Source organism: Actinoplanes sp. NPDC049668 (assembly GCF_044465445.1).
GTDB lineage: Bacteria > Actinomycetota > Actinomycetes > Mycobacteriales > Micromonosporaceae > Actinoplanes.
Genome location: NZ_JBITLR010000006.1, coordinates 244,145 through 268,989, shown reverse-complemented (window position 1 = coordinate 268,989; position 24,845 = coordinate 244,145). Strand labels below are relative to the sequence as shown.

Sequence of the window (24,845 nt, the reverse complement as noted above, 5' to 3'; positions counted from 1 at the left end):
ACTTCGACCGAGCGGCCGAATCCCGGCCCACCCCGGCGACAAAGGCCGGTCGGAGGCGTTGAGTGTGACGTAAGCCTGCGGGGGGTGCAGGAGGTCGCGGCGCCGCTCTCGAACCGGACTTCGAGTGCGGCGCCGTCGCCGTCTGCATAGGTCAGTGGGTCTCGGCCAGTTCGGCCGAGTTTGGCAACAGGGCCGCACCGGCAAGGCAGCCGTCAGCCACCGCCCGCAGCACCAGCGCGCCGATCTCGGCCGCCGCGTCGAGCTCACGGGGTGAGGGCGGGCCGGGCCCGCCTCCCGCGAGAGCCACCGCCTCTGCCGAGCTCAGCGCCTGGGCCAGCGCGTCCGCCACCGCGTCGCGCGCGTCCACCATCCAGGCGGCGAGCCCGTCCGCGAGGTCGGCCGAGGCCTCCAGCCGAGCGCTCAGGCTCTCCCCGCCGCCGCTCAGGTGCGCGGCGGTGCGCCGCCGGACGGCGTCGTAGGCCTCCGCGGCCGCGCCGGTCCACTCGCCCGGCCCGGGCAGCGCGGCCGCGAGCGCCCCGTAGGCGCGGGCGTTCCCGCGCAGCTCAGGGGCCGCGTCGAGCAGCTCCCGAGGGCTCAGCGCGGCCACGCCGCGGGCCGCGTCGCCAGGCAGCAGACGCACCCGGCGCAGCTCCGCCCAGACGCGATGGTCCGCGGGGGCACCGCCGGCGGCGAGGAGGTCGTCGATCCGGCGCAGCAGCGGCGCCGCCGCGGCCAGGACGCGATCCAGCCGGTCCATCAGGCCTCCCGCCGGATGCGGCGCGCGGCCTCGTCATCGGTGTCCGCGTAGCTGACGGCGACCGCGCGGACGTCGGCCGCCAGGGTCGTCAGCCGGGCGGCCGCGTCGGCGGCCTCGCGGGACCGGGCGGCCAGCACGGCCGTCCAGCGCTCGTGCAGCCGCAGGCCCAGGCGGCCGGGGGCGCCCTCGTCGCCGGCGCCGAACGCGCCCGGCGACGAGCCGTGCGCGGGCAGGGAACGGTCCACGGTGCTCAGCGCGGCGGCGACGGATTCCAGGCGCTCGGCGAGCCGCTCCATGTCAGCGCTCCCCCAGCGATCGGAACTCACCGAAGACCTCGTCGTGCAGCTTCTGCCGCGCCCAGCGGGCCGCCTCGTTCGCGGTCGTCACCACCGCCTGAACCTCCCGGGACAGCTCGGCCGCGCTGCGGTGCTGCAGGCTGCCACGGATGTGCACGCCGGTGATCTCGCCGGCCGCGGTCACCTGGACCTCGATCGAGTCGTCCGGCGAGTGCACCGAGACCACGTGCGCGGCGACCGCCTTCTCGAACTCGCCCCGCAGCGCGTCGAGGCGGCGGTAGCGTTCGATCGCCTCGTCGATCCATGCCTCGTCGATCTCGCGGGGCATCCGCAGGCTCCTTACCGGGCGTGTCGCCGCGGTCGCGGTGCGACACCGAACCGTACCCGGTCGGGTGACCCCCGCGCAGCCCTTGTTCGTCCCCTGTGGATTACCCGCGCCAGAGGTTGAGCATCATCGCCTCGACGGCGATCCTCGGCTTCACGTTCAGCTCGATGGCGTCGCGGCAGGCCAGTACCGCCTCCAGCCGGCGCAGGGTGCTCTCCGCCGTCCACTTGCCGGCCGCGGCCGAGGACGCCCCCGCGGTGTCGGTGTGCACGACCGCCACCGGGGCGCGCAGGTTGGTCACCAGCACGTCGCGGTAGAAGCCGGCCAGGTCGACCAGGGCGCGGTCCAGGGCGTCGCGCTGCGAGCGGGTCGCCCGGGACTTCTGCCGCTTCTCCAGCTCCTTGAGCTGCCCGGCCGCGCCGCGCATCGCGCCGGCCGCGCCCCGGCCCGTGCCGCCGGCGCCCAGGGCCTGCTCCAGCGCCGTGCGTTCCGCGGTGTTGCTCTCCGTGAACGCCGTGGCCGCCTCCGCCTCCGCGGCCTCGATGAGCGCGGACGCGGCGTCGAAGCACGCGCCGACGCCGGTCAGCCGGCGCGGTACGGCCAGCACCGCCTCGCGGCGCCCGCGCGCCTCCGGGTCGTTCGCGAGCCGCTTGGCGCGGCCGACGTGGCCCTGCGCGGCGGCCGCGGCCCAGGCGGCGACGTCGGGCGCGATGCCGTCGCGACGTACGAGAACCTCGGCGACGGCCTCGGCGGGCGGCTGCCGCAGCGCCACGACCCGGCAGCGCGACCGGATGGTCACCGAGATGTCATCCGGGTGCGTCGACGGGGTGCAGAGCAGGAACACGGTACGCGGCGGCGGCTCCTCGATGGCCTTGAGCAGCGCGTTTCCGGCCGCCTCGGTGAGCCGGTCGGCGTCCTCGATCACCACCGCCTGCCACCGCCCGCCCGAGGGGGCGGTGCCGGCGCGCAGCACGAGCGCCCGCATCTCGTTCACGCCGATGGAGAGGCCCTCCGGGACCACGAAGCGCACGTCGGCGTGGGTGCCGCCGAGCACGGTGTGGCAGCCGTGGCACTCGCCGCAGCCAGTGCCCTCGCGCTCGCACTCCAGCGCAGCGGCCAGGGCGCGGGCGGCGACGGAGCGGCCGGAGCCCGGCGGGCCGGTGAAGATCCAGGCGTGGGTCATGGCGCCGGTCGCCGCGGCGGTGTCACCGGCGACGATCCGGGCGGCGGCGGCCGCGGCCCGGCGCATCGTCTCGACGGCCTCGTCCTGCCCGACCAGGTCCGCGAACACACTCATGGCGTCGATTCTCGCTCGCTCACGGCCGCGTGCCCACCCGCGGCGGCTCGTCGTCACCCTCCGAATCGTCATCGGCGGCGGCCGGCGAGGCGGCGGCTGGGGAAGCGGCGGCCGGGGAGATGTCGTCGTCGCGGGCACCGAGCGGCACGATCATCGTCTCGTCCGGCGCGGCGCCCGACAGGATCACCATCGTCTCGTCCGGCAGCGGCGACCCGGAGGCCGGACGCATCACTACCGTCTCGTCCGGCCCGGCAGCGGCGGCGGGACGCACGATCATCGTCTCGTCCGGCCCGGCGCCGGGCCGGACCACCATCGTCTCGTCGGGGTTACCCGGGGTGTCCTTGCCGATCACCATGGTCTCGGCGGGATCCGCGTTCGGCGCGATCACCGCGGTATCCATCAGGTCCGGCGCGTTCAGGTCCGGCCCCGGCGGAACCGCCGTCGACGCCGGCGCCGGGTGACTGTCGTCCCCCGAGCTGAGCAGCCCGTTGATCCGCGCCGCCACCACCCCGGCGATCTCGTCCGCCGGCCGCGCCGCGTCCAGCACCAGGTAGCGCTTCGGGTCCGCCGACGCCAGGTCGAGGAACGCGTACCGCACCCGCTCGTGGAAGGAGCGGGACTCGCTCTCCAGCCGGTCCGGGCCCAGGCCACGGGTGTCGACCCGGCCAAGGCCCACCGTCGGGTCGACGTCGAGCAGTACGACCAGGTCGGGCTTGAGACCGCCGGTCGCCCAGGAGGACAGCCAGGAGATCTCCTGGACCGGCAGCGTCCGGCCCGCACCCTGGTACGCCAGCGACGAGTCCACGTACCGGTCGCTGACCACGACCGCGCCGCGCCCCAGCGCCGGGCGCACGACGGTGGCCACGTGGTGTGCGCGGTCGGCGGCGTAGAGCAGCGCCTCGGCGCGCGGTGACGGCGCGTCCGCGCCATCGCCGTTGGAGAGCACCAGGCTGCGGATGCGGGAGCCGACGTCGGTCGCGCCCGGTTCGCGGGTGACGACCACGTCGTGGCCCGCCGACAGCAGCGCCTCCGAGAGCCGGTTCACCTGCGTGGACTTGCCGGCGCCCTCGCCGCCCTCGAAGACGACGAAGATGCCCTGCCGGGTGAACTCCTCGGCCGCGGAGAGCGGGCGGCCCCGGATCGAGCTCCACAGGTCGGCCAGGATCGGCACGCCGCGCTTGTCGTCCATCTGCCGGAACGCGCTGATGCCGGTCCAGACGCCGATGACGCCGGCGACCAGCAGCAGGATGCGGGTCGACGAGATGTCGACGGAGACACTGCCCGCCGAGATCGTGCGCGAGCTGCCGAGGCCGACCAGGAGGCCGGCGAGCGAGATGGCCAGCAGCAGGACCAGCCGGGCGCCGATCTGCACCACGGAGAAGACCCGGCCGCGCACCTCGTCGTTGACCTGGCCGCCGAGCAGGGTGACGCCGGCCAGGAACGCCATGCCGGCGCCGGCGCCGACGAAGAGCGCGCCGAAGAGCGCCATGGACAGGTGGAACGCGACGGACAGGAAGCCGACCGCGCCGCTGGCGAGCACGATGCTCATGCCGAACCAGCGGCGCCGGGACAGCTCCTTGACGACCATCGGGCCCAGCCCGATGCCCGCCGCGAGGCCGATGAAGAGCGTCGCGAAGAGCAGGAAGAAGGCGGCGTCACCGGCGCCGAGCGAGGCGGTGAAGAAGCGGGCGGTGCCGATGACGATGCCGGCGCCGGCGAACGCGCCGAAGATGCCGAGCACCAGGCCCCGCACGAACGGGGTGCCGCCGATGTACTTCCAGCCCTCGACGAACTGCCGGAACATGCTGGTCTCGGCGGCACGCTCGCGCCGTTCGCGGTGACCCGCGCTGATCTCCTTGATGCCGAAGAAGACCACCGCCGCGGTGGCGGCCCGGGAGAACGCGTTGATCCAGAGCGCGATCTGCACCGGCTCGGCCCAGTCGGGCAGGCCGCCGATCGGCCCGCGGACGACGCCGTCCAGCGCGGCCAGGGCGAGCGCGGCGAGGATCGGCGTGATGCCGTACGTGGTGATCAGGGTGAGCTGGTTGGAGACCTCGAGGCGGGCCGCGGGGATCAGGTTGGGTACCGCGGCCTCCTTGGCCGGGATCCACATCAGGGTGATGGTCTCGCCGATGAAGGTGGCGATGACCGCCCACGTGACGACCAGCCCGCCGGAGTCGCTGATCAGCGCGACGACCGGAATCGAGCCGTAGACGAAAAAGCGCAGAATGTCGCAGATGACCATGGTGTACCGCCGGTCGAACCGGTCGGCGAACACGCCGGCGATCGGGCCGAGCAGCAGGGCGGGCAGCAGGCGGATCGCGATCGTGCTGCTGAACGCGCTGCCCTGCGCCACGCTGCCGGTCACCTGCTGAGAGGCGAACAGCGCGGTGGCGAGCGTGCCGATCCAGTCGCCGAACGATGCCACGCTGAGCACGAGCCAGAGCCGCCGGAACGGACGGATCCGCAGGACGGAACGCAGCGCGGCCGCGCCGGACAGGTCCACGGGACCCGTTTCCGTGCGCGCCGTACTCGTTTCGGTGTCGATGGCCGTACCTCCCCGTGGTCACTGCTCGAAGCACTCTAACGGGCGGCAGCAGCTCACCGTGGCTGCGCTCATCCGGGTGGCGCGAAAATGAAGGTGTTTCGCATACGCTCGCCAACGGTTAGGTTGCTGGCGTGATCGTCGAACGCAGCACCCTGCACGAACGCCTCGAGCGCGCGACCAGTCGGCTGGAAACGCCGCTCGCCGTGGTCGACCTGGCCGCCTTCGACGCGAACGCCGCCGCGCTTTCGGTGCGTTCGGCCGGCAAGCCGATCCGGGTCGCCAGCAAGTCGGTACGGGTCCGCGCCCTGCTCGAGCGCGTGCTCGCCCGCCCCGGCTGGTCCGGCGTGATGGCCTACACCCTGCCGGAGGCGATCTGGCTGGTGCGCAGCGGCGTCACCGATGACGTGCTGGTCGCGTACCCCAGTGTCGATCGGACCGCGATCGCGGAACTGGCCGCAGATCCGCGACTGGCCGCCGCGATCGCCATCATGGTCGACGACCCCGCCCACCTGGACGTGGTGGATGCCGTCGTGGCGCCGGGCGGGCGTCCCGATATTCGCGTCTGCCTGGAGCTGGACGCCTCCTGGAAGCCGGCCGGCCCGCTGCACATCGGGGTCCGGCGCTCACCCGTCCACTCCGCGGCGCAGGCCGGTGCGCTCGCCGCCAAGGTGGTCAAGCGGCCGGGCTTCAAGCTCGTCGGGATGATGGCCTACGAGGCGCAGATCGCCGGCCTCGGCGACAAACCGCGCGGGCAGGCCGTGCTGGCCCGCGGCATCCGGATGATGCAGCGCCGCTCCCTGCCCGAGCTGCTCAAGCGCCGGATGGCCGCGGTGCGGGCCGTCCGCGAGCACGCCGAGCTCGAGTTCGTGAACGGCGGCGGCACCGGCAGCATGGCGGCCACCGCCGCGGACCCGTCGGTCACCGAGGTCGCCGCCGGCTCCGGGCTCTTCGGTCCCACGCTTTTCGACACGTACCGTAACTGGCAGCCCACACCGTCGGCGTTCTTCGCACTCTCGGTGGTCCGGCGGCCCGCGCCGCGGATCGCGACGGTGCTCGGCGGCGGCTGGATCGCCTCCGGGCCGACCGGACCGTCGCGGCAGCCGATGCCGTGGCTACCCGAGGGCCTGCGCCTGCGCGGCGACGAGGGCGCCGGCGAGGTGCAGACGCCGCTGCTCGGCGCCGCGGCCGACGCGCTGCGGCCCGGGGACCGGGTGTGGTTCCGCCACGCCAAGGCCGGCGAGCTGTGTGAGCACGTCAACGAGGTGCACCTCATCGACGGCGACACGGCCGCGCCGGCCCCGACGTACCGGGGAGAGGGACATGCGTTCCTCGGTTAGGGCCTCACGCCGGAACGTGACGGTGCAGGTACTCCCTGATGAGCGCCTTGGCCTCGGTGAGAACGGCCTCGTCGCCCGTCACGTCGCGGCGGAACGCCAGCTTGATCAGCGCGTCCGACGCCTCGACCGCGATCAGCAGCGCGAAGCGCAGGCGCGCGCGGTCCATCAGCTGGAACTGGTCGACCAGCAGCTCGGCGAGCCGGTCGGCGATGACCGCGTTGTTGTCGCGTTCGGCGTCGAGCAGATGCAGGTCGACCACGTCGCCGAAGTGCAGCGTGCGGAAGCCCGGCACGCTGCGGTGCATGTGAATGTAGGCGTCTATCGCCGCATCGACGCCGTCCCACCAGTGTGCGAACGTCTCGTTGGCGAAGCGTGCCGACAGACTCTGCAGGTACGCGTCCATGTTGCGCATGGCGAGGGCCTGGACGATGGCCCTCTTGTCGGGGAAGAACTGATAGACCGAGCCGATGGCGACCTCGGCCCGCTCGGCGAGCAAGGTCGTGGTCAGTCCTTCGTACCCGACCTCGTCCACGAGCTCGGCGCAGGCGTCGAGCATGCGCTGGACCCGGGCAACGCTTCTGCCCTGCACCGGAACCCGGCGCAGTGGTCCGGTGGTGACGGTTGGTGTCGACACGCGTCGCCACTCCCTCTCAGCAGTATTAATCGGAACGTTACTCGGATCAACGAGCGAGGAGCATCGACGGGACGCCGACGACACCCGGCATTCCCGGTTTTGTGCGACTGTCCGCTCGTCGGGAGGACTCAGCCGTAATGACCAGTGACAATTCACCCCCCGTAGCCGCCCGTCACTGGCGCAATTGGGGAGGCAACCAGGAGTCCGTCGCCGCCGAGGTGTTGACCCCTGGCAGCGTCGACGAGGTCGCGGCCTGCGTCAAGGAGGCGTCCGCCACCGGACAGAAAGTCAAGGCCGTCGGCAGCGGACACTCGTTCACCGACATCGCGGTCGCGGACGACCGCCGGCTCCTGCTGCATCGCATGGGCGAGCTGGTGGAGATTTCCGGAAATCTGGTCACGGTCCAGGCCGGAATGCCGCTGCACCGGCTGAACCAGATCCTGGCCGAGAACGGCCTGGCGATGCCCTATCTCGGCGATATCGACCAGCAGACCGTCGCCGGCGCGATCTCCACTGGTACGCACGGCAGCGGCCGAAATCACTCGACCCTGGCCTCCTGTGTGGAGTCCGTGACACTGGTCACGGGCACCGGCCAGGTGCAGAAGATCGACTCGACCTCGCCGCACTTCCCCGCCGCGCGGATCGGCCTCGGCGCCCTCGGCGTGCTGGTCGAGGTGACCCTGCGCTGCGTCGAGGCGTTCACGCTGCTCGCCGACGAGCGGCCGATGCGCCTGACCGACGTGCTCGACGGCCTGGACGAGCAGATCGCGACCAACGACCACGTCGAGTTCTACTGGTACCCCTACACCGACCGGGCTCAGCTCAAGCGCAACAACAAGGTGGCGGCCTCGGATCGGCCGCTGTCGAGGTTCCGCGGCTGGCTCGACGACGAGTTCCTGGCGAACACCGTCTTCCAGGGCGTCTGCCGGCTGGGCCGGGCGATCCCCGCCACCGTGCCGGCGATCAGCGCGGTCTCCGCCCGCGCCCTCACGGCCCGGACCTACACCGACCGCTCCGACCGGGTCTTCTGTACGCCGCGCCGGGTCCACTTCACCGAGATGGAGTACGAGATCCCCCGCGAGTGCCTGCCCGAGGTGCTCTCGGCCCTGCCGAGGATCATCGAGAAGCTGCCGTTCAAGGTGCAGTTCCCGGTCGAGGTGCGGTTCACCGGCCCGGACGACGCCTGGCTGTCGCACGGCTACGGCCGCGACTCCGCCTACCTCGCCGTGCACCAGTTCAGCGGCAGCGAGTACGAGCCGTACTTCCGGGCCTTCGAGGCGGTCTGCGAGCCGCTGGGCGGACGCCCGCACTGGGGCAAGCTGCACTATCGCGACGCGGATTCGCTGCGCCGGGCGTACCCGAAATTCGGCGACTTCCTGGCCGTCCGCGACCAGCTGGACCCCGGACGGGTCTTCGCCAACGCCTACCTCGACCGGGTGCTGGGAGCCTGAGGAACGGGCCTGAGGAAGTTATCCACAGGCCCATCCACAGGACTACTCGGCGTTGGCCCTGGCCTTCGCCGGGGTGGCCTTCTTCGCCGCCGGGGAGGCGTTGGCGGCCCGCTTCGCGGGGGTGGCCTTCTTGGCGGCGGCCTTTTTGGCCGGCGCCTTCTTGGCGGCGGCCTTCTTCGCCGGCGCGCCCTCGGCGGCGGTCGCCTTCTTCGCCGGTGCCTTCTTGGCGGCCGCCTTCTTGCGCGGGGCCGGGCCCTTCGCGCGCTTCTCGGCGAGCATCTCGGAGGCCTGCGCGACGGTCAGCTCCTCGGGCGTCTGCCCGCGGCGCAGCGAGGCGTTGAACTCCCCGTCCGTCACGTACGGGCCGAAGCGGCCCTCCTTGATCACCATCGGCTTCTCGGTGAGCGGGTCCGGGCCCATCTCGCGCAGCGGCGGTGCCGCCGCGCGGCGCTGCCGGATCTTCGGGGCGGCGAGCAGCGCGAGCGCCTCGTCCAGGGTGACGGTGAAGAGCTTGTCCTCGCTCTCCAGCGAGCGGAAGTCGTCGCCGCGCTTCACGTACGGCCCGTAGCGACCGTTCGCCGCGAGGATCTCCACGCCCTCGGCATCCTTGCCGACCGTGCGCGGCAGCTCCAGCAGCCGCAGCGCCTGCTCCAGGGTCAGCGTGTCCGGCGTCTGCGTCTTGAACAGCGAGGACTTGCGCTCGCCGCTGGAGACGTACGGGCCGTAGCGGCCGGACTTGAGCTGCACCGGCTCGCCGGTCGCCGGGTCGTCGCCGAGGCTGCGCTCGCCACCGCCGCCGAGGAAGAGCTCGTTGACCTTCTCGACGGTCAGCTCGTCGGGCGCGACCCCCTCGGGGATCGAGACCCGGTCCTCCGGCGCCTCCTCGGTGACGTCGGGCAGGGCCCGCTGCAGGTAGGGCCCGTAGCGGCCGACGCGGACCACCACGTTGCGGCCCGAGTCGTCCTTGAAGAGCGGGATCGAGTTGACCGCGCGGGCGTCGATCTCGCTGAGGTTCTCGGTCACCATCTTCTTCAGGCCGCCGGCCTTGGCGATCGAGTCGTCCGCGCCCAGGTCGCTACCGAAGTAGAAGGAGGTGAGGAAGTCCAGCGCCGCGTGGTCGCCACCGGCGATGTCGTCGAGCTGGGTCTCCATCGCGGCGGTGAAGTTGTAGTCGACCAGCCGCGGGTAGTGCCCCTCGAGCAGGCCGACGACCGCGAAGGCGATGAACGACGGGATGAGCGCCTGGCCGCGCTTCTCCACGTACCCGCGGTCCTGGATCGTCCGCATGATCGACTCGTACGTCGACGGGCGGCCGATGCCCAGCTCCTCCAGGGCCTTGACCAGCGAGGCCTCGGTGTAGCGGGCCGGCGGCGAGGTGTGGTGGCCGACCGCGTTGAGCTCCTCGGGCGTCAGCGGCTGGTCCTTGACCAGGTTCGGCAGGCGGTGCTCGGTGTCCTCGGACTCGGCGTTCTCGTCGTCGGACGACTCGACGTAGGCGCGCAGGAAGCCGGGGTCGGTGATCGTCTTGCCGCTGGCGCCGAAGTCGGCCTCCTCGCCCGCGGTGGAGATCGCGCGGATGCGCACCGAGACGGAGTTACCGACGGCGTCGGTCATCTGCGAGGCGACCGTGCGGCGCCAGATCAGCTCGTAGAGCTTGAACTCGTCGGCCGACAGCTCGTTGGCGACCTCGCCGGGGGTGCGGAAGTTGTCGCCCGCGGGGCGGATCGCCTCGTGCGCCTCCTGCGCGTTCTTGACCTTGCCCGTGTAGCGGCGGGGCTGCGGCGGCACGTTGTTCGGGCCGTACAGGTCGGCGATCTGGCGGCGGGCCGCGGTGATGGCGGTCTCGGACAGGTTCACCGAGTCCGTACGCATGTAGGTGATGTAGCCGTTCTCGTACAGCCGCTGTGCGGTCCGCATCGTCTGCGACGAGGAGAAGCGCATCTTGCGGGCGGCCTCCTGCTGCAGCGTCGAGGTGATGAACGGCGCGTACGGCCGGCGCCGGTACGGCTTCTCCTCGACCCGGGTGACCGTGAACGGCCGGTCCTCGAGGCGCGCGGCGAGCCCGCGGGCCCCGTCGCCGTCGAGGTGCACGACGCCGGCGCCGGGCTTGACCCGGCCGGTCGTCGGCTCGAAGTCGCGGCCGGTGGCGATCCGGTCGCCGTCCAGCGCGATCAGCGTCGCCTGGAAGTTGCGGGTGCCCTCGACCTTGCCCTGCACCGAGAGCTGGGCGTTGATGTCCCAGTACTCCGCGGAGCGGAACGCCATCCGCTGCCGCTCGCGCTCGACCACGATTCGAGTCGCCACGGACTGGACGCGCCCGGCGGACAGGCGGGGCATCACCTTCTTCCACAGGACGGGGCTGACCTCGTACCCGTAGAGGCGGTCCAGGATGCGCCGGGCCTCCTGCGCGTCGACCAGATCCCGGTCGATCTCGCGCGGGTTGGCGACGGCGGCCTGGATGGCCGACTTGGTGATCTCGTGGAAGACCATCCGCTTGATCGGGACCTTGGGCTTGATCGTCTCGACCAGGTGCCAGGCGATGGCCTCGCCCTCGCGGTCCTCATCCGTCGCGAGCAGGATCTCGTCGACTTCCTTGGCCAGCTTGGTCAGCTTGGCGATCTGCTGCTTGCGGTCGGAGGAGACCACGTAGAGCGCCTGGAAGCCGTTGTCGACGTCGACGCCGAGCCGCGCCCACGGCTCGCCCTTGTACTTGGCGGGGACGTCGGCGGCGTTACGCGGCAGGTCACGGACATGGCCGAAGGAGGCCTCGACGAAGTAGTCGGGCCCCAGATAGCCGGCGATCGTCTTGGCCTTCGACGGGGACTCGACGATGACCAGACGGGTCGTCCTGGCTTTCTCCGGCACGGCGCTCCCATACTTTCTCGCTCGGCGTTCCGCCGCGGACGACGGAGGTGCGGACGTTCAACGTAACGCGCCGGACGAGCTGACATTCCCCGGGCATGCAGAAGTCGGATGGTAACGGTCCGGCCACCGCATGCGTCCGACGGCGACACCGTACACCGGGAACATGGCGTCGTGTCGTACACAATCGGGGAAGATCATGCACGCGCGCCGCCCGGCCACAGCCGTTCGGGCGCCGCCGCGGGCCGCTCGCCGACCAGTTCCGCGAGTCGGGCGAGGCGCCTGTGACCTGCGATCACGTATGCCGGACCGGCCTGGATCGTGCCGGCGAGTCCGGCCCGGGTCAGGGCGGCGTCGGTCGCCTTGTCAAGAAATCCGTCGGGATCCAGACCAAGTGCGTATCCCTGAGGCCGCGGCTCGCCCGCGGCCGCGACCCAGAGCCGCAGCCGCGGCCCGCCGAGGAAGAGCTTGTCGGCGGCCGGCGGCCAGGCCCGGGCAAGGGCGTTCAACCTGCTGCTGTACGCGGTCCGCACCTCGAAGGCGTTCTCCTTCTTACCTACCGGCGCCTCGTCGGTGTCCTCGTCGTCGGTGTCCTCGGCCGTTTCCTCGCCTGATTCCTCGTCGGGGCGCTCCGCCGCGGGCGCCTCCGGTGCGTCCGCGGCCATCGTCTGCTCGACCGGCTCCGCCGTGAGCTCGGCGACCGGCTCGTCGCGTTCCTCGCCGGCCACCGGCGCCCAGGTGACCACCAGGCCGCGCGCGACCAGCTCCTCCGCCAGCACGTGCACCCGCCAGGCGGCGTCGACCCGTACCGAGACCCGCGCCGTGCCGCCCATCCGGCCCAGCCGGCCCGGGCCCGCGAGCAGGCCGACCAGGTCGAACAGCGACGGATCCGCCGCCTCGACGCCGAAGATCGACAGCTGCCGCCCGGCCCGCGCTGTCGCGACCGTGCGGCGCCTGCCCCGCTGGGCGGGCTGAACCGGCGCGGGCAGCACCTCGCGCGGAATCAGCGGCCACCCGGGTTCGGCCATGGTCAGCGGCCCTGTTTCATCGACACTCGGGCGCCTCGTCGAACGCCTTCTTGAGCTCCTCGGAGTCCAGCCGGCTGGTGTCCAGCTCGCTGGCCCGGTACTCGGTGTTGAGGACCTCGACGACCGACGCGACCTTGGCGTAGAAGTCCTTGGACGGGCTGGTCGCGAGCGCCTCGACCCCCGTCTTGGCCCGCCCGTACGCGTCGCGCATCGCGCCGAGCGACGCGGTGAAGCCGTCCGCGACCTCCTTGCCCTCGTCCACGTCGGGCACGCCGGCCCGCTGCACGCCGGCGCGGGCCTTCTCGCTGGCCGACTCCGCGCCGCCGAAGAGCCGCATGAGGTTCTCCTTGGCCTGCGCCGGCGTCGTCTCGGCGGTCATCTGCTGCTGGGTGCGGGTCGCCAGGGTGCCGATCTCGCTGCGCCAGGGCGACAGCACCGTGCAGACCGAGGCGGCCCAGGCACGGGGCGCCGGACCGCCGGCGCAACCACCCAGTGTCACGACGAGCGAAAGAACGATGAGTGAGGATGCGGAGCGGGCCGTGCGCATGGTTTGCAGCGTACGGCCATCACGCGGCGGAGGGCACCCGGCGAGTGCCGGATGCCCTCCTCCTACGTCGATCCGATGAGACTCGGTCAGGCGCTGATGCGCTCCGACTGGGTCTCGGCGGCCGGGGCGTCCTCGCCCATCGAGATGGGCTTGCGCTTGCTCCAGACGACCGCGCCCGCCACGATCAGCGCCGCGACCACGGCGAGGGTGATCCGCGCCGGGGTGTTCGCGTCGTCGCCGACGCTGAGCGTGATCACGGCCGGCGCGATCAGCAGCGACACCAGGTTCATCACCTTGAGCAGCGGGTTGATGGCCGGGCCGGCGGTGTCCTTGAACGGGTCACCCACCGTGTCACCGATGACCGTCGCGGCGTGCGCCTCGGAGCCCTTGCCCCCGTACGCGCCGTCCTCGACGAGCTTCTTGGCGTTGTCCCACGCGCCACCCGAGTTGGCCAGGAAGACGGCCATCAGGGTGCCCGCGCCGATCGCACCGGCCAGGTAGGAGGCCAGCGCGCCGGCGCCGAGGCCGAAGCCGACCGCGATCGGCGCCAGGATGGCGAGCAGGCCGGGGGTGAGCAGCTCGCGCTGCGCGTCCCGGGTGCAGATGTCGACGACCTTGCCGTACTCGGGGCGCTGGGTGCGCTCCATGATGCCCGGGAACTCGCGGAACTGGCGGCGAACCTCCATCACGACCGCGCCCGCGGAGCGGGAGACGGCGTTGATCGCCAGGCCGGAGAAGAGGAACACCACCGCGGCGCCGATCAGCAGGCCGACCAGGTTGCGCGGGTTCGACAGGTTCAGCATGTTGAGGATCTCGGTGCTGATCTTGTCGGGCGAGATGCCCGCGTCCGCCAGCGACGACTGCAGGGTGTTCGTGTAGGAGCCGAACAGCGCCGTCGCGGCCAGCACGGCCGTGGCGATCGCGATGCCCTTGGTGATCGCCTTGGTGGTGTTGCCGACCGCGTCGAGCTCGGTCAGGATCCGCGCGCCGTTCTCGTCGATGTCGCCGGACATCTCCGCGATGCCCTGCGCGTTGTCGGAGATCGGGCCGAAGGTGTCCATCGCGACGATGACGCCGACCGTGGTCAGCAGGCCGGTGCCGGCCAGCGCGACCGCGAAGAGCGACAGCGTGATGGACGTGCCGCCGAGCAGGTACGCGCCGAACACGCCGGCGCCGATGAGCAGCGCCGAGTAGACGGCCGACTCGAGGCCGACGCTGATGCCGGCCAGCACGACCGTGGCCGCGCCGGTCTGCGACGACTTGCCGATGTCCTGCACCGGGCGCTTCTCGGTCTCGGTGAAGTAGCCGGTCAGCGCCTGGATGGCCGCGGCCAGCACGATGCCGATGACGACCGCGCCGATCGCGACGTAGCGCGGGTTGGCGCCGCTGGCGATCACGCCCGCGTCGATGCCGGCGTCGGCGCCGAAGCCGGCGAAGGTGTCCGGCAGGTAGACGAAGCTGACGATCGCGACGATGACCGCGGAGAGCACGGCCGAGATGTAGAACGCCCGGTTGATGGCGGTGAGGCCGTTCTTGTCGGAGGCCCGCAGCCGGGTGATGAAGACGCCGACGATCGCGATCACGACGCCGATCGTCGAGACGATCAGCGGGAAGATCAGACCGTCCTGACCGAACGCCGCCTGGCCCAGGATCAGGGCCGCCACCAGCGTGACCGCGTACGACTCGAAGAGGTCGGCCGCCATGCCGGCGCAGTCGCCGACGTTGTCACCCACGTTGTCGGCGATCGTCGCGGGGTTACGCGCGTCGTCCTCCGGAATGCCCTGCTCGACCTTGCCGACCAGGTCGGCGCCGACGTCGGCGGCCTTGGTGAAGATGCCGCCGCCGACCCGCATGAACATGGCCAGCAGGGCGGCGCCGAAGCCGAAGCCCTCGAGCACGGTCGGCGCGTCGCTGCGGTAGATCAGCACGACCAGCGCCGCACCGAACAGGCCGAGGCCGACGGTGAGGAAGCCGACCACGCCGCCGGTGCGGAACGCGATGCCCATCGCCTTCTCGCGGCCGCCGGCCTCGCCGGCCGCCGCGGCGACCCGCAGGTTGGCCCGGGTGGCGAGCGCCATGCCGGCGCCGCCGATGAACGAGCTGAAGACCGCGCCGACGATGAAGAACAGCGACCGGCCGACCTTCACCGCGGTTTCACTGTCGGTGTTGTGCACCGGCAGAAGGAACAGCAGCACGACCGCGATCACCACGAAGATGGCGAGGGTCTTGAACTGCCGGAACAGGTACGCGGACGCGCCTTCCTGCACCGCCCCCGCGATGTCTTGCATGTTGGTCGTGCCACGACCGGCAGCGAGCACCGACTTGACGAAAACAGCGGCGAACGCCAGCGCCACCAGCGCAAAGGCGACCGCGACGATGACATACGTGACGTTTTCACTGCTGAGGGACACCCCGCCGCTTTCCGCGGCGAGATATACGGAGGTCCCGGACATCAATGTCCTCCTGTACGCCGAACGCACCCGACAGCGGACGAAACCGCGGGCGCACTCCCTGCTCGGGGAGACGACACCCGGGCCCGCGGAGTGCGGGACCAGGGAGCAGTAGCTGATTACCGGCGTACTGTATCGGCCAGACGTGTCAGTGGTCACACCCGGATCCGGCCGTGTCGTGGTGATGTTTACCGCTGTGTTAGCGGTTGGCGCGGGAATCGGTTACGGCCTAGGCTCCGCGACTTGCCCGGGTGTCACCGCGCCCCGCGCCCAACGTGGATTAAGCGGACATTTTCACCCGAGCGGTCGGTCCTCGTTCGAGGTCAGCGGCGGTGTACGGGCCAGACCATGCGGACCTCGGTGCCGGCGCCCTCGTCCACCGGGCGTACCTGAAGATCGTCCACGAAGCCCGCGAGCAGCGCGAAGCCGACGCCGGTGGTCAGCGCCTCGTCGGTCAGCGACTCGTCCGCCAACTCGTCCGGGGGCAGCTTGGTCAGGCCGACGCTCGCCTCGATCGGTGCGCGGTCGACGACCCGGACCGTGTAGGCGTCGGAGTCGGACATCTCCACCATGACCAGATCCGGCAGGCCGTACTGGCGGTGCAGGGCCACCGCGCGGGTGCAGGCCTCGCCGATCGCCAGCCGGACCTCATCCAGCAGCTCCTCGGCGACCCCGGCGCGCCGGGCCACCGCGACGCCGACCAGCCGGGCGGTGCGGACATGCACCGGCGCGGGAGAGAACGACAGCCGAACCGTTGCCATCACGCCGACGGGTTGAGGTCGTCGCCATCTCCGGCCGACGTCGAGATGGCCGCCTCGACGGAGGGGAAGATCGGAAACACCTGGTCCAGCGCGGTGATCCGGAAGATCTTGAGCAGCGGTTCCTTCGAGCAGACCAGGCCGAACGTGCCGTTCGCGGCGCGCAGCCGCTTCAGGGCGCCGACCAGCACACCGAGGCCGGTGGAGTCCAGGAAGTCGACGCGCGCGAGATCCACGACGACGTGCCGCGACCCGCCGTCGACCAACTCGACGAGGCGCTCACGCAGGCGGGGCGCGGTGTACACATCGACCTCACCGCCGACATCGAGCACCGTGTGCTCGCCGACAGCCCGGGTCGTCAGCGACAGCTCCATCGGTCCTCCTCCCTCGGGGTCAAGCCTTCAGGCAGCCGATCTCCACAGCGAATCTAACCACCGCCGGTCGGAGCCCGGCGCGTCGGCACCTCCGTGGTACCCGTTTGAGGTTCGGTGTATCGCGGTGTCACAGTGCAGCACGTGACCACGACCGTCCCGGGCATTCCGGCCGCGCGCGGCGCGCCTCCCGGGCTCGGACCCGCCGAACTGCTGCACCGACTGCACGCCCGCGCCGCCGCCCCCGCGGGCGAATCACCGCTCACCCACGTGCGGCGAGAACCGGCCCGACCTGGGCGTACGGTCCCCTGGCCCGGCTGGGCGGCGCCCGCGCTGATCTCCGCGTACGAGGGCCTGGGCATCACGGCGCCGTGGGAGCACCAGGCCGCGGCGGCGACGCTGGCGCACCAGGGACGCCACGTCGTCCTGGCGACGGGCACCGCCTCGGGCAAGTCGATGGCGTACCAAATGCCCGCATTGACCAAATTGCTGGACGATCCGCGAGCGACGGTGCTGTACCTGTCGCCGACCAAGGCGTTGGCGGCGGACCAGTCGCGCGCCCTCGCCCGGCTGGGCCTCGACGGGGTACGGCCGGCCACATACGACGGTGACACGCCGCGCGAGGAGCGCGAGTGGATCCGCCTGCACTCGAGGTTCGTGCTGACCAACCCCGACATGCTGCACCACGCGCTGCTGCCGGCGCACGCCCGCTGGGCCACCTTCCTGCGCCGGCTCTCGTACGTGGTCATCGACGAATGCCACACCTACCGGGGCGTCTTCGGCTCGCACGTGGCACACGTCCTGCGCCGCCTGCGCCGGTCGGCGGCCCGCTACGGCGGCGCGCCGACCTTCGTCCTGGCGTCGGCGACCTCGGGCGACCCGGGCGCGGCGGCATCCCGGCTGACCGGCCTGCCGGTGACCCCGGTGACCGAGGACGCCTCGCCGCGCGGTGCGGTGACGTTCGCGCTCTGGGAGCCGCCGCTGCTGCCCCCGTCCCTCGAAGACCTGGAAATCGAGATCCCGCCGGTACGCCGATCGGCGCTGCGGGAGACGGCGGACCTGCTGACCGACGCGGTCGTCGCCGGCATCCGGACGCTGGCGTTCGTCCGCTCCCGGCGCGGCGCGGAGGTCGTCGCGACGATGACCCGGCGCGGCCTCGACGAGGCGGTACCGGGCCTGGGCGAGCGGGTGGCGGCATACCGCGCCGGCTACCTGAAGGAGGACCGGCGGGCCATCGAGCAGGCTCTGCTCTCGGGCGAGCTGCTGGCGCTGGCGTCGACGAACGCGCTGGAACTCGGCGTCGACCTGGTCGGCCTGGACGCGGTCCTGATCTGCGGCTACCCGGGCACGAGGGCGTCGCTGTGGCAGCAGGCGGGCCGCGCCGGCCGCGCGGGCGGCGAGGCCCTGGCGGTGCTGGTGGCCCGCGACGATCCGCTGGACACCTACCTGGTGCACCACCCGGACGCGCTGTTCGGCCACCCGGTCGAGGCGACGGTCATGGACCCGGCCAACCCGTACGTGCTGGGCCCGCAGCTCTGCCGCGCGGCGTCCGAGGCACCGCTGACGGAGTCGGACCTCGACCTGTTCGGCGGCGAGCCCGCCCGGGCGGCCGTGGCGGGCCTGGCAGCGTCGGGCGCGCTGCGCCGGCGCCCGTCGGGCTGGTACTGGACGCACCGGGGCAGGCCGGAGGTCGACCTGCGCGGCACCGGCGGCGCCCCGGTCTCGGTGGTCGAGTCGGCGACCGGCCGCCTGCTCGGAACGGTGGACCAGGGCTCGTCGCACGTGATGCTGCATACCGGCGCGGTCTACCTGCACCAGGGCGCCTCCTATGTGGTGGACGACCTCGACCTGGAGGACGCGGTGGCGCTGGTCCGGGCGGCGGAGCCGGACTGGTCGACACACGCCCGCGACGTGACGGACCTGTCGGTGGTGTCGGTCCGCGAGTACGTCGACGCCGGCCCGGTCGGCCTGTTCCTCGGCGAGGTGGACGTGACCAACCAGGTGGTGTCCTACCAGCGGCGCCGGATCGGCTCGGGCGAAGTGATCGACACCCGGCCGCTGGACCTGCCGCCCCGCGAGCTGCGCACGGTGGCGGTCTGGTTCACGGTGTCCCCTCCTCTGCTGGCGGCGTCCGGGGTGCAGGCGCCGGACGTGCCGGGTGCGCTGCACGCGGCGGAGCATGCGGCTATCGGGCTGCTGCCGCTGATGGCGACGTGCGACCGCTGGGACATCGGCGGCCTGTCGACGGCGAACCACGCGGACACCGAGGCACCGACGGTGTTCGTCTACGACGGGCATCCGGGCGGAGCGGGCTTCGCGGAACGCGCATACGGGACGGCGGCCGCCTGGCTGTCGGCGACCCGGGAGGCGATCGCGTCTTGTGGCTGCGAGACGGGGTGCCCGTCGTGCGTGCAGTCGCCGAAGTGCGGCAACGGCAACAACCCACTGGACAAGACCGGCGCAGTCTCCGTCCTGGACGCAGTCCTGACCAACCTCCCAACCTGACCCACCCACCCGGCGAAGGAACCTGACCGCGCCGAGTCCGGCCCGGCGGGTCGGTCAGCCGGACGGGGCGGTGATCGGGCCTGCTCGGGCGGCTGCGGTTGCGAGGCGGGTGAGGCCGGGCAGTGGTGTCACGGCGACCTCGACCTCGATCACGATGTCGAGGCCCTGCAGGCGGCACGAGGCCAGCCGGCCGCCGTTCGCGGCCACAAATTGTGCGGCTCTGTCGCACGCCGCATCCCGGCCTTCGACGGTTCGGACCGCGCCCGCGAGGGCGCCGAGGTCGGCCGCCGTCCGGGCGATGTGCCGGCCCGTTCGTGCCGCACCGACGGATGCACCGGCAACACCGGCCGCGACCAGCACCAACCCGACCGCCAGCACGAAGATCGAGGCCGCACCGCGATCCCGTCCGGCCTTTCCCGGGCCAACCCACGCCAGGCCGTCCCACGCCAGGCCGTCCCACGCCAGGCCGTCCCACGCCAGGCCGTCCCATGCCAGGCCGTCCCGCGCCAGGCCGTCCCACGCCAGGCCGTCCCATGCCAGGCCGTCCCGCGCCAGGCCGTCCCGCGCCAGGCCGTCCCGCGCCAGGCCGTCCCGCGCCAAGTCGTCCCGCGGCAGGCCGTCCCGCCCCAAGCCGGCCCACGCCAAGCGGGCCCACGCGAAGCCGACCCACGCCAAGCCGACCCACGCCAAGCCGACCCACGCCAAGCCGACCCACGCCAAGGCGACCCACGCCAAGCCGACCCGCACCAAGCCGGATCTCATCGGGCCGGATCTCATCGGGCTGCCGCCGCGCCCGCTCCGCCGGACCCCGTGCCGTCCGGCTCCCGGGCGGCGGTCGCGGATGCCTCGACCGTGATGGACGGAAGGTGAGCGCCGAGGATCGGCACCGGGGCGCGGACCGTCACCGTCACGGCGTCCGCGTCGCCGGAGAGAGTGATCTCCGCCCCGGCGGGTGCGATCCGGGCGGCGTTCTCGGTGCCGGGGCCGCCCCGGGCGGCGAGCAGCGCGCCCTCGCGGGCCGCGTCGACGCATCGGCCCTTCGTCGTCACGGCGCCGACCGCGGTGAGGCCCGCGAACAGGAGCAGCATGAGCGCCGGCAGCCCGGCCGCCAGCTCGGCGGTGAACGCCCCACGATCGCGCCCGCGCGCCGGCAGGCGGACGGGCCACCGGCGCCCTTTCACTTCAGGGCCCCGTTGATGACCCCGGTCAGCGCCGCCTGCACACTCGGGCTGCTGACCACCTTGTAGAGGACGCCGGCGAACGCGACCGCGGCGAGTGTGCCGACCGCGTACTCGGCGGTGTTCATGCCTTCGTCGCCTCGCAGGGCCGCGAGGCGGGCGATGAGTCTGCGCACGTGGATCTCCTTCTTTGTCGGGTTGTCAGAGGACGTCGCCGAGGACGGCGACCACCACCGGCACGAGGCCGGCGAGCACGAAGGCGGGCAGGAAACAGAGCCCGAGCGGCAGCACGATGAGGACGCCGGCGCGACGCGCTGCGGCATCGGCGGCCGCCGCCCGGTCGCCGCGCAGGTCGTCGGCGAGCCGGGTCAGTGCCCGGGCGAGCGCCCCGCCGCTGGCGCTGGAGCGGACCGCGGACGCGATGAGCCGGTCCGCGCCGGCGACGTCGGCCAGATGCGCCCACGCCTCCGGGTGATCGGCACCGAGCCGAAGCGAACGGCCGACCCGGTCGAGCCGCTCACCCAGCGGACCGCCGAGCGCCTCGGCGACGGCCGACACCGCCCGGTCAACGGGAGCGCCCGCCCGCAGCGCGGCGGCAAGGAGGTCGCAGCTCAGCGGCAGGTCGGCGACGGCACGCAGCCGCGCGTCCCGCACCTGCGCGGGCTCCCGGCGGCCCAGCTGCCGCTCGACCGCGAACCCGACGGCGACCCCGATGACGACCGCCCACCAGCGCCCGGCGAACGCCGCAACCCCACTGCCGGCGGCGACCGCGACGAGAATCCGCGTAGCCCGGCCCGAGGATGCCGGCGGCGGCCCGTCCAGCCGGGACAGGCGCCGGGCGACCCCGCTCAAGGACGCACCTCGCCCGCGAGCGGCGCCATTTCGGGCAGCGAAGCCACCTTGTGCGGACACGCCACGGCGTCCCGGCCCGCCGGTGTCGCGTGCCCGGGCGTCCGCGCGGCGAGCAGCAGCGCGGCCGCACAGCACGGCCGGAACGGCACCCGTGTCGGCCCGCCGGGGCGGAGCACCGCGGCGGCGCCACACGTCGGCTCGTTCATCGCGCCGGTCCGTTCGCGAGCCGGTCCGCCCAGAGCAGCCCGGCCGACTGCAACAGCACCGCGCCGACCGCGCACGCCGCACCGAGCGGCGTATGCAGCAACACCTGGAGCGGATCGGCGCCGACGCTGTAGCCCAGTCCGATCCCGCCGACCGGCAGCGCTGCCAGCAGCAGGGCCGTGGCCTGTGCGCCCGCGGCCTGCGCGGCCGCCGTCGCCCGGGAACGGTCGGCCGCCCGCGCGTCGGCCTCGATCCGCTCGACCAGGTCCGCGGCGGGTGCGCCGGTGCGCTCGGCCAGCCGCCACACGGCCGCGACCAGCTCGGCGAGCCGCCGGTCCGGCGGCAAGGCCCCCGCCGACCCGGACGACCCAGCAGCGCCAAACGAGCCCGAGGTGCCGGGCGACCTCGAGGTGCCGGGCGAGCTCGAGGTGCCGGGCGAGCTCGAGGTGCCGGGCGAGCTCGAGGTGCCGGGCAAGCCCGAGAGGGCGAGCGAGCCCGAGGCGCCGGACGAACCCAAGAAGCCGGACGAGCCTAAGGCGGCGGGCGAGCCCAAGACGCTGGGCGAGCCGCCCATCGACAGGCCCGCGCGCAGGTCGGCCGCGAGGGCGGTGAGCTCATCAAGGCTGCGGGACCGTTCCGCCGCCGCCCGGCGACGGGCCGCTCGCCGCAGCGCCGCCCGCGTGCCGAGCACGCCGCCGGCCGCCAGAACGAAACCCGCCACCGGCCCCGCCGCGATCAGACCCGCCGTCGCCCCGGCCAGCGCGGCGGCGCCCATGACCCGCCTCGGCCGGCGCCCCGCGACCTCCCGGGCCCGCTCCCGCAGCGATCCGAGGTCCACTCTGGGCACCGCCGGCCGCCGCGCGGGCCGCCGCTCCTCGAGCCGGCGAACAACCGTGCGCGCGGGCCAGACCGCCACCGCCGCGGCAGCGGCGAGCAGCGCGGCCGCCAACACCCAGACCGTCCAGCTCACGGCCGCGCCCCCAAGACCGGCGGCACCGCAACACCGCGCTCGGCGAGCTGCCGCGCCAGCGACTCCGCACCCGGTCCCGCCCCGCGACCCCGCCGCCAGGCCGGCACCACCGTCACCAGTCGCTGCTCTCCCTCGGGCAGCAGCACCCCGACCGACTCGAGGACCCGGCCCCGATCGGTGCGCCGGACCTGAAGCACGACCTGCAGAGCCGCCAGCACCTGTGCGTGCAGCGCGGCCCGCGGCAGCCCGCCGAGCATGCCCAGCGCCTCCAGCCGGGCCGGGACGTCGGCCGGCGCGTTCGCGTGCAGGGTTCCGGCGCCGCCGTCGTGCCCCGTGTTGAGGGCACCGAGCAGGTCGACGATCTCGGCGCCCCGGCACTCGCCGACGACGAGCCGATCGGGCCGCATCCGCAGCGCCTGCCGCACCAGGTCGGTGAGGCCGACCGCACCGGCGCCCTCGACGTTCGCGGTCCGCGCCTGCAGCGCGACCACGTGCGGGTGCAGCGGCCGCAGCTCGGCCGCGTCCTCGACCAGCACGATCCGTTCCGTGTGCGGCACCAGGGCGAGCAACGTGCCGAGCAGCGTCGTCTTGCCCGAGCCCGTCCCGCCCGTGACCAGGAACGCGAGCCGCGCACCGACCACGGCGGCCAGCAGCGGGGCCAGCTCCGGCGGCACCGTTCCGTGCTCGACGAGCTCACCCAGGCTGAACGGCCGCTGCCGGAACGTCCGCAGGGACAGGTACGGCCCGCCGGTCGCCACCGGCGGCAGCACCGCGTGCAGCCGGGTCCCGTCGGGGAGCCGCGCGTCGGCATAGGGCTGGCCGTCGTCGAGCCGCCGGCCGCACGCCCCCGCGAGGCGCTGCGCCAACCGGCGTACGTCGTCGAGGCCGCCGAGGGCGACGGCCGCGCGCCGCAGGCCGGCACCGCGGTCGACCCAGACTTCCACGCCGTTCACGAGGATGTCGGTGACCTCTGGATCTTTGAGCAGCGGCGCCAGTGGACCGGCACCGATGAGCTGGTCATGCACCCGGTCGGCGAGGCGAAGCACGGCCGTGTCACCTAGCACCGCCGCACCCGGCTCGCCCCGAACCGCGGCGACCACGGCGGCCGGCGTGGCGTCGACCCCGTCGACGGCGAACCGGCGCCGCACCCGCTCGGCGACCCCGGCCGACTCCGGCCCACCCGGCCCGGCTCCCCGCAGGGCATGCCGCCCGGCCGAGGCGGACCCGACAGCGGGCCCGGCCGGACCAACCCGCCGGGCGACCGGGGCCCCTGCGGCCGTACCCGGGATGAACGGCGTCGCGGTCATGCCGCGACCCCGGCCCGCTCGTCGGTCGTCAGCTGCCTGAGCAGTCGCTTGCACAGCTCCGCGAGCGGTCCGCGCCCGTCCGCGGCCGGCGCGTCGCCCTTTTCCAGCGCCCGGCACACCGCAGCCTCGGGCCGCAGCGAGCCTGCCAGCGGTAGTCCGATGGACCGGGCCACCTCGCGCGCCTTGAGCTTGCCCGGCGCGGGTCCGCGCACCACCACGGCGAGATTCGGGCAGTGCAGCCCGGCGACGGCGGCGACCCGGGAGGCCGCCGCGGTCGCCCGCAGCTCAGCCGGCACGATCAGGATCGCGCGGTCGGCCGCCTCCAGCGCCAGCGCCGCGGCGTCGTCCAGCTGGCGCGGCAGGTCCGCGATGATCACGTCGCGGCCGCGCCGCGCGGCGTCCAGGGTCGCGGCCATCGCCTCGCCGGGCACCGCGAGCACCTCGTCGCGGGCGAACGACAGCAGCACCAGGTCACCGCGGTGCGGCAGCGCCGTGAGCAGCGCGGGCGGGTCGACCCGGCCGCCCGCGCCCGCGAGCGCCGGCCAGCGCAGTCCGTCGACGCCCTCCCAGCCCAGCACCAGGTCCAGGCCGCCGCCGACCGGGTCGGCGTCGACCAGCAGCGTGCGATGGCCGGTGCGCACCGCGGTCACCGCCAGGGCACCCGCCAGGATGCTGGCGCCCGCGCCGCCGCGGCCGCCCATCACGGCGAGGATCCGGCCCGGCGGGGCCGCGTCCGGGCGCTCGGCGAAGCGGTCGACGAGCCAGGGCTCGGCCGCGGGCAACTCGGCGACGTGTTCGGCGCCGAGGCTCTCGGCCACCTCCCACGCGGCCACCACCGCCGGGGTGTGGCCGACTATGACCATTCTCGGTCGGCGCGGGAGCCGGGCGCGCAGGCAGGCCGCCGCCTGGTCCACGCCGATCATCACCAGCGGGGCGGCCGCGAAGCGTGCTCGGGCCGCCACCGGGTCCGGTGCGACGTCGACCTCGGTGCCGCCCGCCGCAGCCAGGCGCAGCAGGTCGTCGAGGAGGTCCGGATCGGCGGTCACGACCAGCGGCAGGCGCTGTCCGGTTCGGACGGAGGTGCGGGCTGACATCGCGGCTCCACGGGTACGGCGGGCGGTTGGGCACCCACCGTTCCGCTCCTCCGAGGCCCGCTCAACCGGCCGGT

General features: G+C 73.3%; 22 protein-coding genes and 1 pseudogene. 3 read left to right on the top strand and 20 right to left on the bottom strand.

Going from position 1 to position 24,845, the window contains the following annotated elements; translation table 11 throughout:
- Positions 1-151: 151 nt before the first annotated feature.
- From ACIBSW_RS25845 to tmk, 5 genes and pseudogenes are all read right to left on the bottom strand, one after another.
- The gene (locus tag ACIBSW_RS25845; protein WP_354718142.1) at positions 152-757 is read right to left on the bottom strand and encodes a hypothetical protein; all 606 of its coding nucleotides are present in this window, start codon (positions 755-757) and stop codon (positions 152-154) included.
- Positions 757-1,053 carry a hypothetical protein gene (locus ACIBSW_RS25840; protein WP_354718144.1) on the bottom strand — a complete coding sequence of 99 codons (297 nt, stop codon included), beginning with the start codon at positions 1,051-1,053 and terminating at the stop codon, positions 757-759. The genes ACIBSW_RS25845 and ACIBSW_RS25840 overlap by 1 nt, the downstream gene beginning before the upstream one ends.
- Position 1,054: 1 nt before the next feature.
- Positions 1,055-1,381, bottom strand: coding sequence for a YbaB/EbfC family nucleoid-associated protein (locus ACIBSW_RS25835; protein WP_354718146.1), 327 nt, complete (start codon positions 1,379-1,381; stop codon positions 1,055-1,057).
- Positions 1,382-1,481: 100 nt separating this feature from the next.
- On the bottom strand, positions 1,482-2,675 hold the full coding sequence (locus tag ACIBSW_RS25830) for a DNA polymerase III subunit delta' (RefSeq protein WP_354718148.1): 1,194 nt from the start codon (positions 2,673-2,675) through the stop codon (positions 1,482-1,484).
- A 382-nt stretch (positions 2,676-3,057) separates the two neighbouring features.
- Positions 3,058-5,112 (bottom strand): annotated as a pseudogene (gene tmk, locus ACIBSW_RS25825) (dTMP kinase); the annotation flags it as partial.
- A gap of 242 nt (positions 5,113-5,354) precedes the next feature.
- Between tmk and ACIBSW_RS25820 the strand changes: the two are divergent.
- A complete protein-coding gene (locus ACIBSW_RS25820) occupies positions 5,355-6,560 on the top strand; it encodes an amino acid deaminase/aldolase (protein ID WP_354718152.1) in 1,206 nt (401 codons plus the stop codon).
- Positions 6,561-6,564: 4 nt separating this feature from the next.
- Here the strand turns inward: ACIBSW_RS25820 and ACIBSW_RS25815 are convergent, their stop codons facing one another.
- Positions 6,565-7,194, bottom strand: a complete 630-nt coding sequence (locus ACIBSW_RS25815) for a TetR/AcrR family transcriptional regulator (RefSeq protein WP_184998019.1) — start codon at positions 7,192-7,194, stop codon at positions 6,565-6,567.
- A 137-nt stretch (positions 7,195-7,331) separates the two neighbouring features.
- On the opposite strand from ACIBSW_RS25815, the gene ACIBSW_RS25810 reads away from it, so the two are divergent.
- Positions 7,332-8,645 carry a D-arabinono-1,4-lactone oxidase gene (locus ACIBSW_RS25810; protein WP_354718154.1) on the top strand — a complete coding sequence of 438 codons (1,314 nt, stop codon included), beginning with the start codon at positions 7,332-7,334 and terminating at the stop codon, positions 8,643-8,645.
- A 42-nt stretch (positions 8,646-8,687) separates the two neighbouring features.
- On the opposite strand, the gene topA is transcribed toward ACIBSW_RS25810, so the two are convergent.
- The 6 genes from topA to ACIBSW_RS25780 all read right to left on the bottom strand — a co-directional run bounded on the left by topA (position 8,688) and on the right by ACIBSW_RS25780 (position 16,664).
- Entirely contained in the window at positions 8,688-11,510 is a 2,823-nt protein-coding gene (gene topA, locus ACIBSW_RS25805) for a type I DNA topoisomerase (protein WP_354718156.1), read from the bottom strand.
- A 194-nt stretch (positions 11,511-11,704) separates the two neighbouring features.
- A complete protein-coding gene (locus ACIBSW_RS25800; RefSeq protein ID WP_354718158.1) occupies positions 11,705-12,535 on the bottom strand; it encodes a hypothetical protein in 831 nt (276 codons plus the stop codon).
- 16 nt (positions 12,536-12,551) lie between these two features.
- Positions 12,552-13,082: a hypothetical protein gene (locus tag ACIBSW_RS25795; RefSeq protein WP_354718160.1), complete on the bottom strand. Its 531-nt coding sequence runs from the start codon at positions 13,080-13,082 to the stop codon at positions 12,552-12,554.
- An 86-nt stretch (positions 13,083-13,168) separates the two neighbouring features.
- Positions 13,169-15,535 (bottom strand): sodium-translocating pyrophosphatase, encoded by a 2,367-nt coding sequence (locus ACIBSW_RS25790; protein ID WP_354718162.1) that lies wholly within the window; start codon positions 15,533-15,535, stop codon positions 13,169-13,171.
- Positions 15,536-15,855: 320 nt separating this feature from the next.
- Positions 15,856-16,296, bottom strand: coding sequence for an ATP-binding protein (locus ACIBSW_RS25785; RefSeq protein WP_354718163.1), 441 nt, complete (start codon positions 16,294-16,296; stop codon positions 15,856-15,858).
- A complete protein-coding gene (locus ACIBSW_RS25780) occupies positions 16,293-16,664 on the bottom strand; it encodes an STAS domain-containing protein (RefSeq protein ID WP_184998025.1) in 372 nt (123 codons plus the stop codon). The genes ACIBSW_RS25785 and ACIBSW_RS25780 overlap by 4 nt, the downstream gene beginning before the upstream one ends.
- Positions 16,665-16,805: 141 nt before the next feature.
- Here ACIBSW_RS25780 and ACIBSW_RS25775 point away from each other — a divergent pair, with 141 nt between their 5' ends.
- Positions 16,806-19,166, top strand: a complete 2,361-nt coding sequence (locus ACIBSW_RS25775) for a DEAD/DEAH box helicase (RefSeq protein WP_354718165.1) — start codon at positions 16,806-16,808, stop codon at positions 19,164-19,166.
- A gap of 54 nt (positions 19,167-19,220) precedes the next feature.
- Here the strand turns inward: ACIBSW_RS25775 and ACIBSW_RS25770 are convergent, their stop codons facing one another.
- The 8 genes from ACIBSW_RS25770 to ssd form a co-directional block, all read right to left on the bottom strand.
- Positions 19,221-19,811, bottom strand: a complete 591-nt coding sequence (locus ACIBSW_RS25770; protein ID WP_404799459.1) for an Rv3654c family TadE-like protein — start codon at positions 19,809-19,811, stop codon at positions 19,221-19,223.
- A gap of 128 nt (positions 19,812-19,939) precedes the next feature.
- The gene (locus tag ACIBSW_RS25765; RefSeq protein WP_354718169.1) at positions 19,940-20,347 is read right to left on the bottom strand and encodes a TadE family type IV pilus minor pilin; all 408 of its coding nucleotides are present in this window, start codon (positions 20,345-20,347) and stop codon (positions 19,940-19,942) included.
- A complete protein-coding gene (locus ACIBSW_RS25760) occupies positions 20,344-20,526 on the bottom strand; it encodes a DUF4244 domain-containing protein (protein ID WP_354718190.1) in 183 nt (60 codons plus the stop codon). The genes ACIBSW_RS25765 and ACIBSW_RS25760 overlap by 4 nt, the downstream gene beginning before the upstream one ends.
- Positions 20,527-20,545: 19 nt before the next feature.
- Positions 20,546-21,196, bottom strand: coding sequence for a type II secretion system F family protein (locus ACIBSW_RS25755; protein ID WP_404799458.1), 651 nt, complete (start codon positions 21,194-21,196; stop codon positions 20,546-20,548).
- Positions 21,193-21,402: a hypothetical protein gene (locus ACIBSW_RS25750; protein ID WP_354718171.1), complete on the bottom strand. Its 210-nt coding sequence runs from the start codon at positions 21,400-21,402 to the stop codon at positions 21,193-21,195. The genes ACIBSW_RS25755 and ACIBSW_RS25750 overlap by 4 nt, the downstream gene beginning before the upstream one ends.
- A complete protein-coding gene (locus ACIBSW_RS25745; protein ID WP_354718173.1) occupies positions 21,399-22,370 on the bottom strand; it encodes a hypothetical protein in 972 nt (323 codons plus the stop codon). The genes ACIBSW_RS25750 and ACIBSW_RS25745 overlap by 4 nt, the downstream gene beginning before the upstream one ends.
- Positions 22,367-23,677 carry a TadA family conjugal transfer-associated ATPase gene (locus ACIBSW_RS25740; protein WP_354718174.1) on the bottom strand — a complete coding sequence of 437 codons (1,311 nt, stop codon included), beginning with the start codon at positions 23,675-23,677 and terminating at the stop codon, positions 22,367-22,369. Before ACIBSW_RS25740 ends, ACIBSW_RS25745 begins: the two co-directional genes overlap by 4 nt.
- Positions 23,674-24,771 carry a septum site-determining protein Ssd gene (gene ssd / locus ACIBSW_RS25735; RefSeq protein WP_404799457.1) on the bottom strand — a complete coding sequence of 366 codons (1,098 nt, stop codon included), beginning with the start codon at positions 24,769-24,771 and terminating at the stop codon, positions 23,674-23,676. The genes ACIBSW_RS25740 and ssd overlap by 4 nt, the downstream gene beginning before the upstream one ends.
- Positions 24,772-24,845 lie beyond the last annotated feature (74 nt).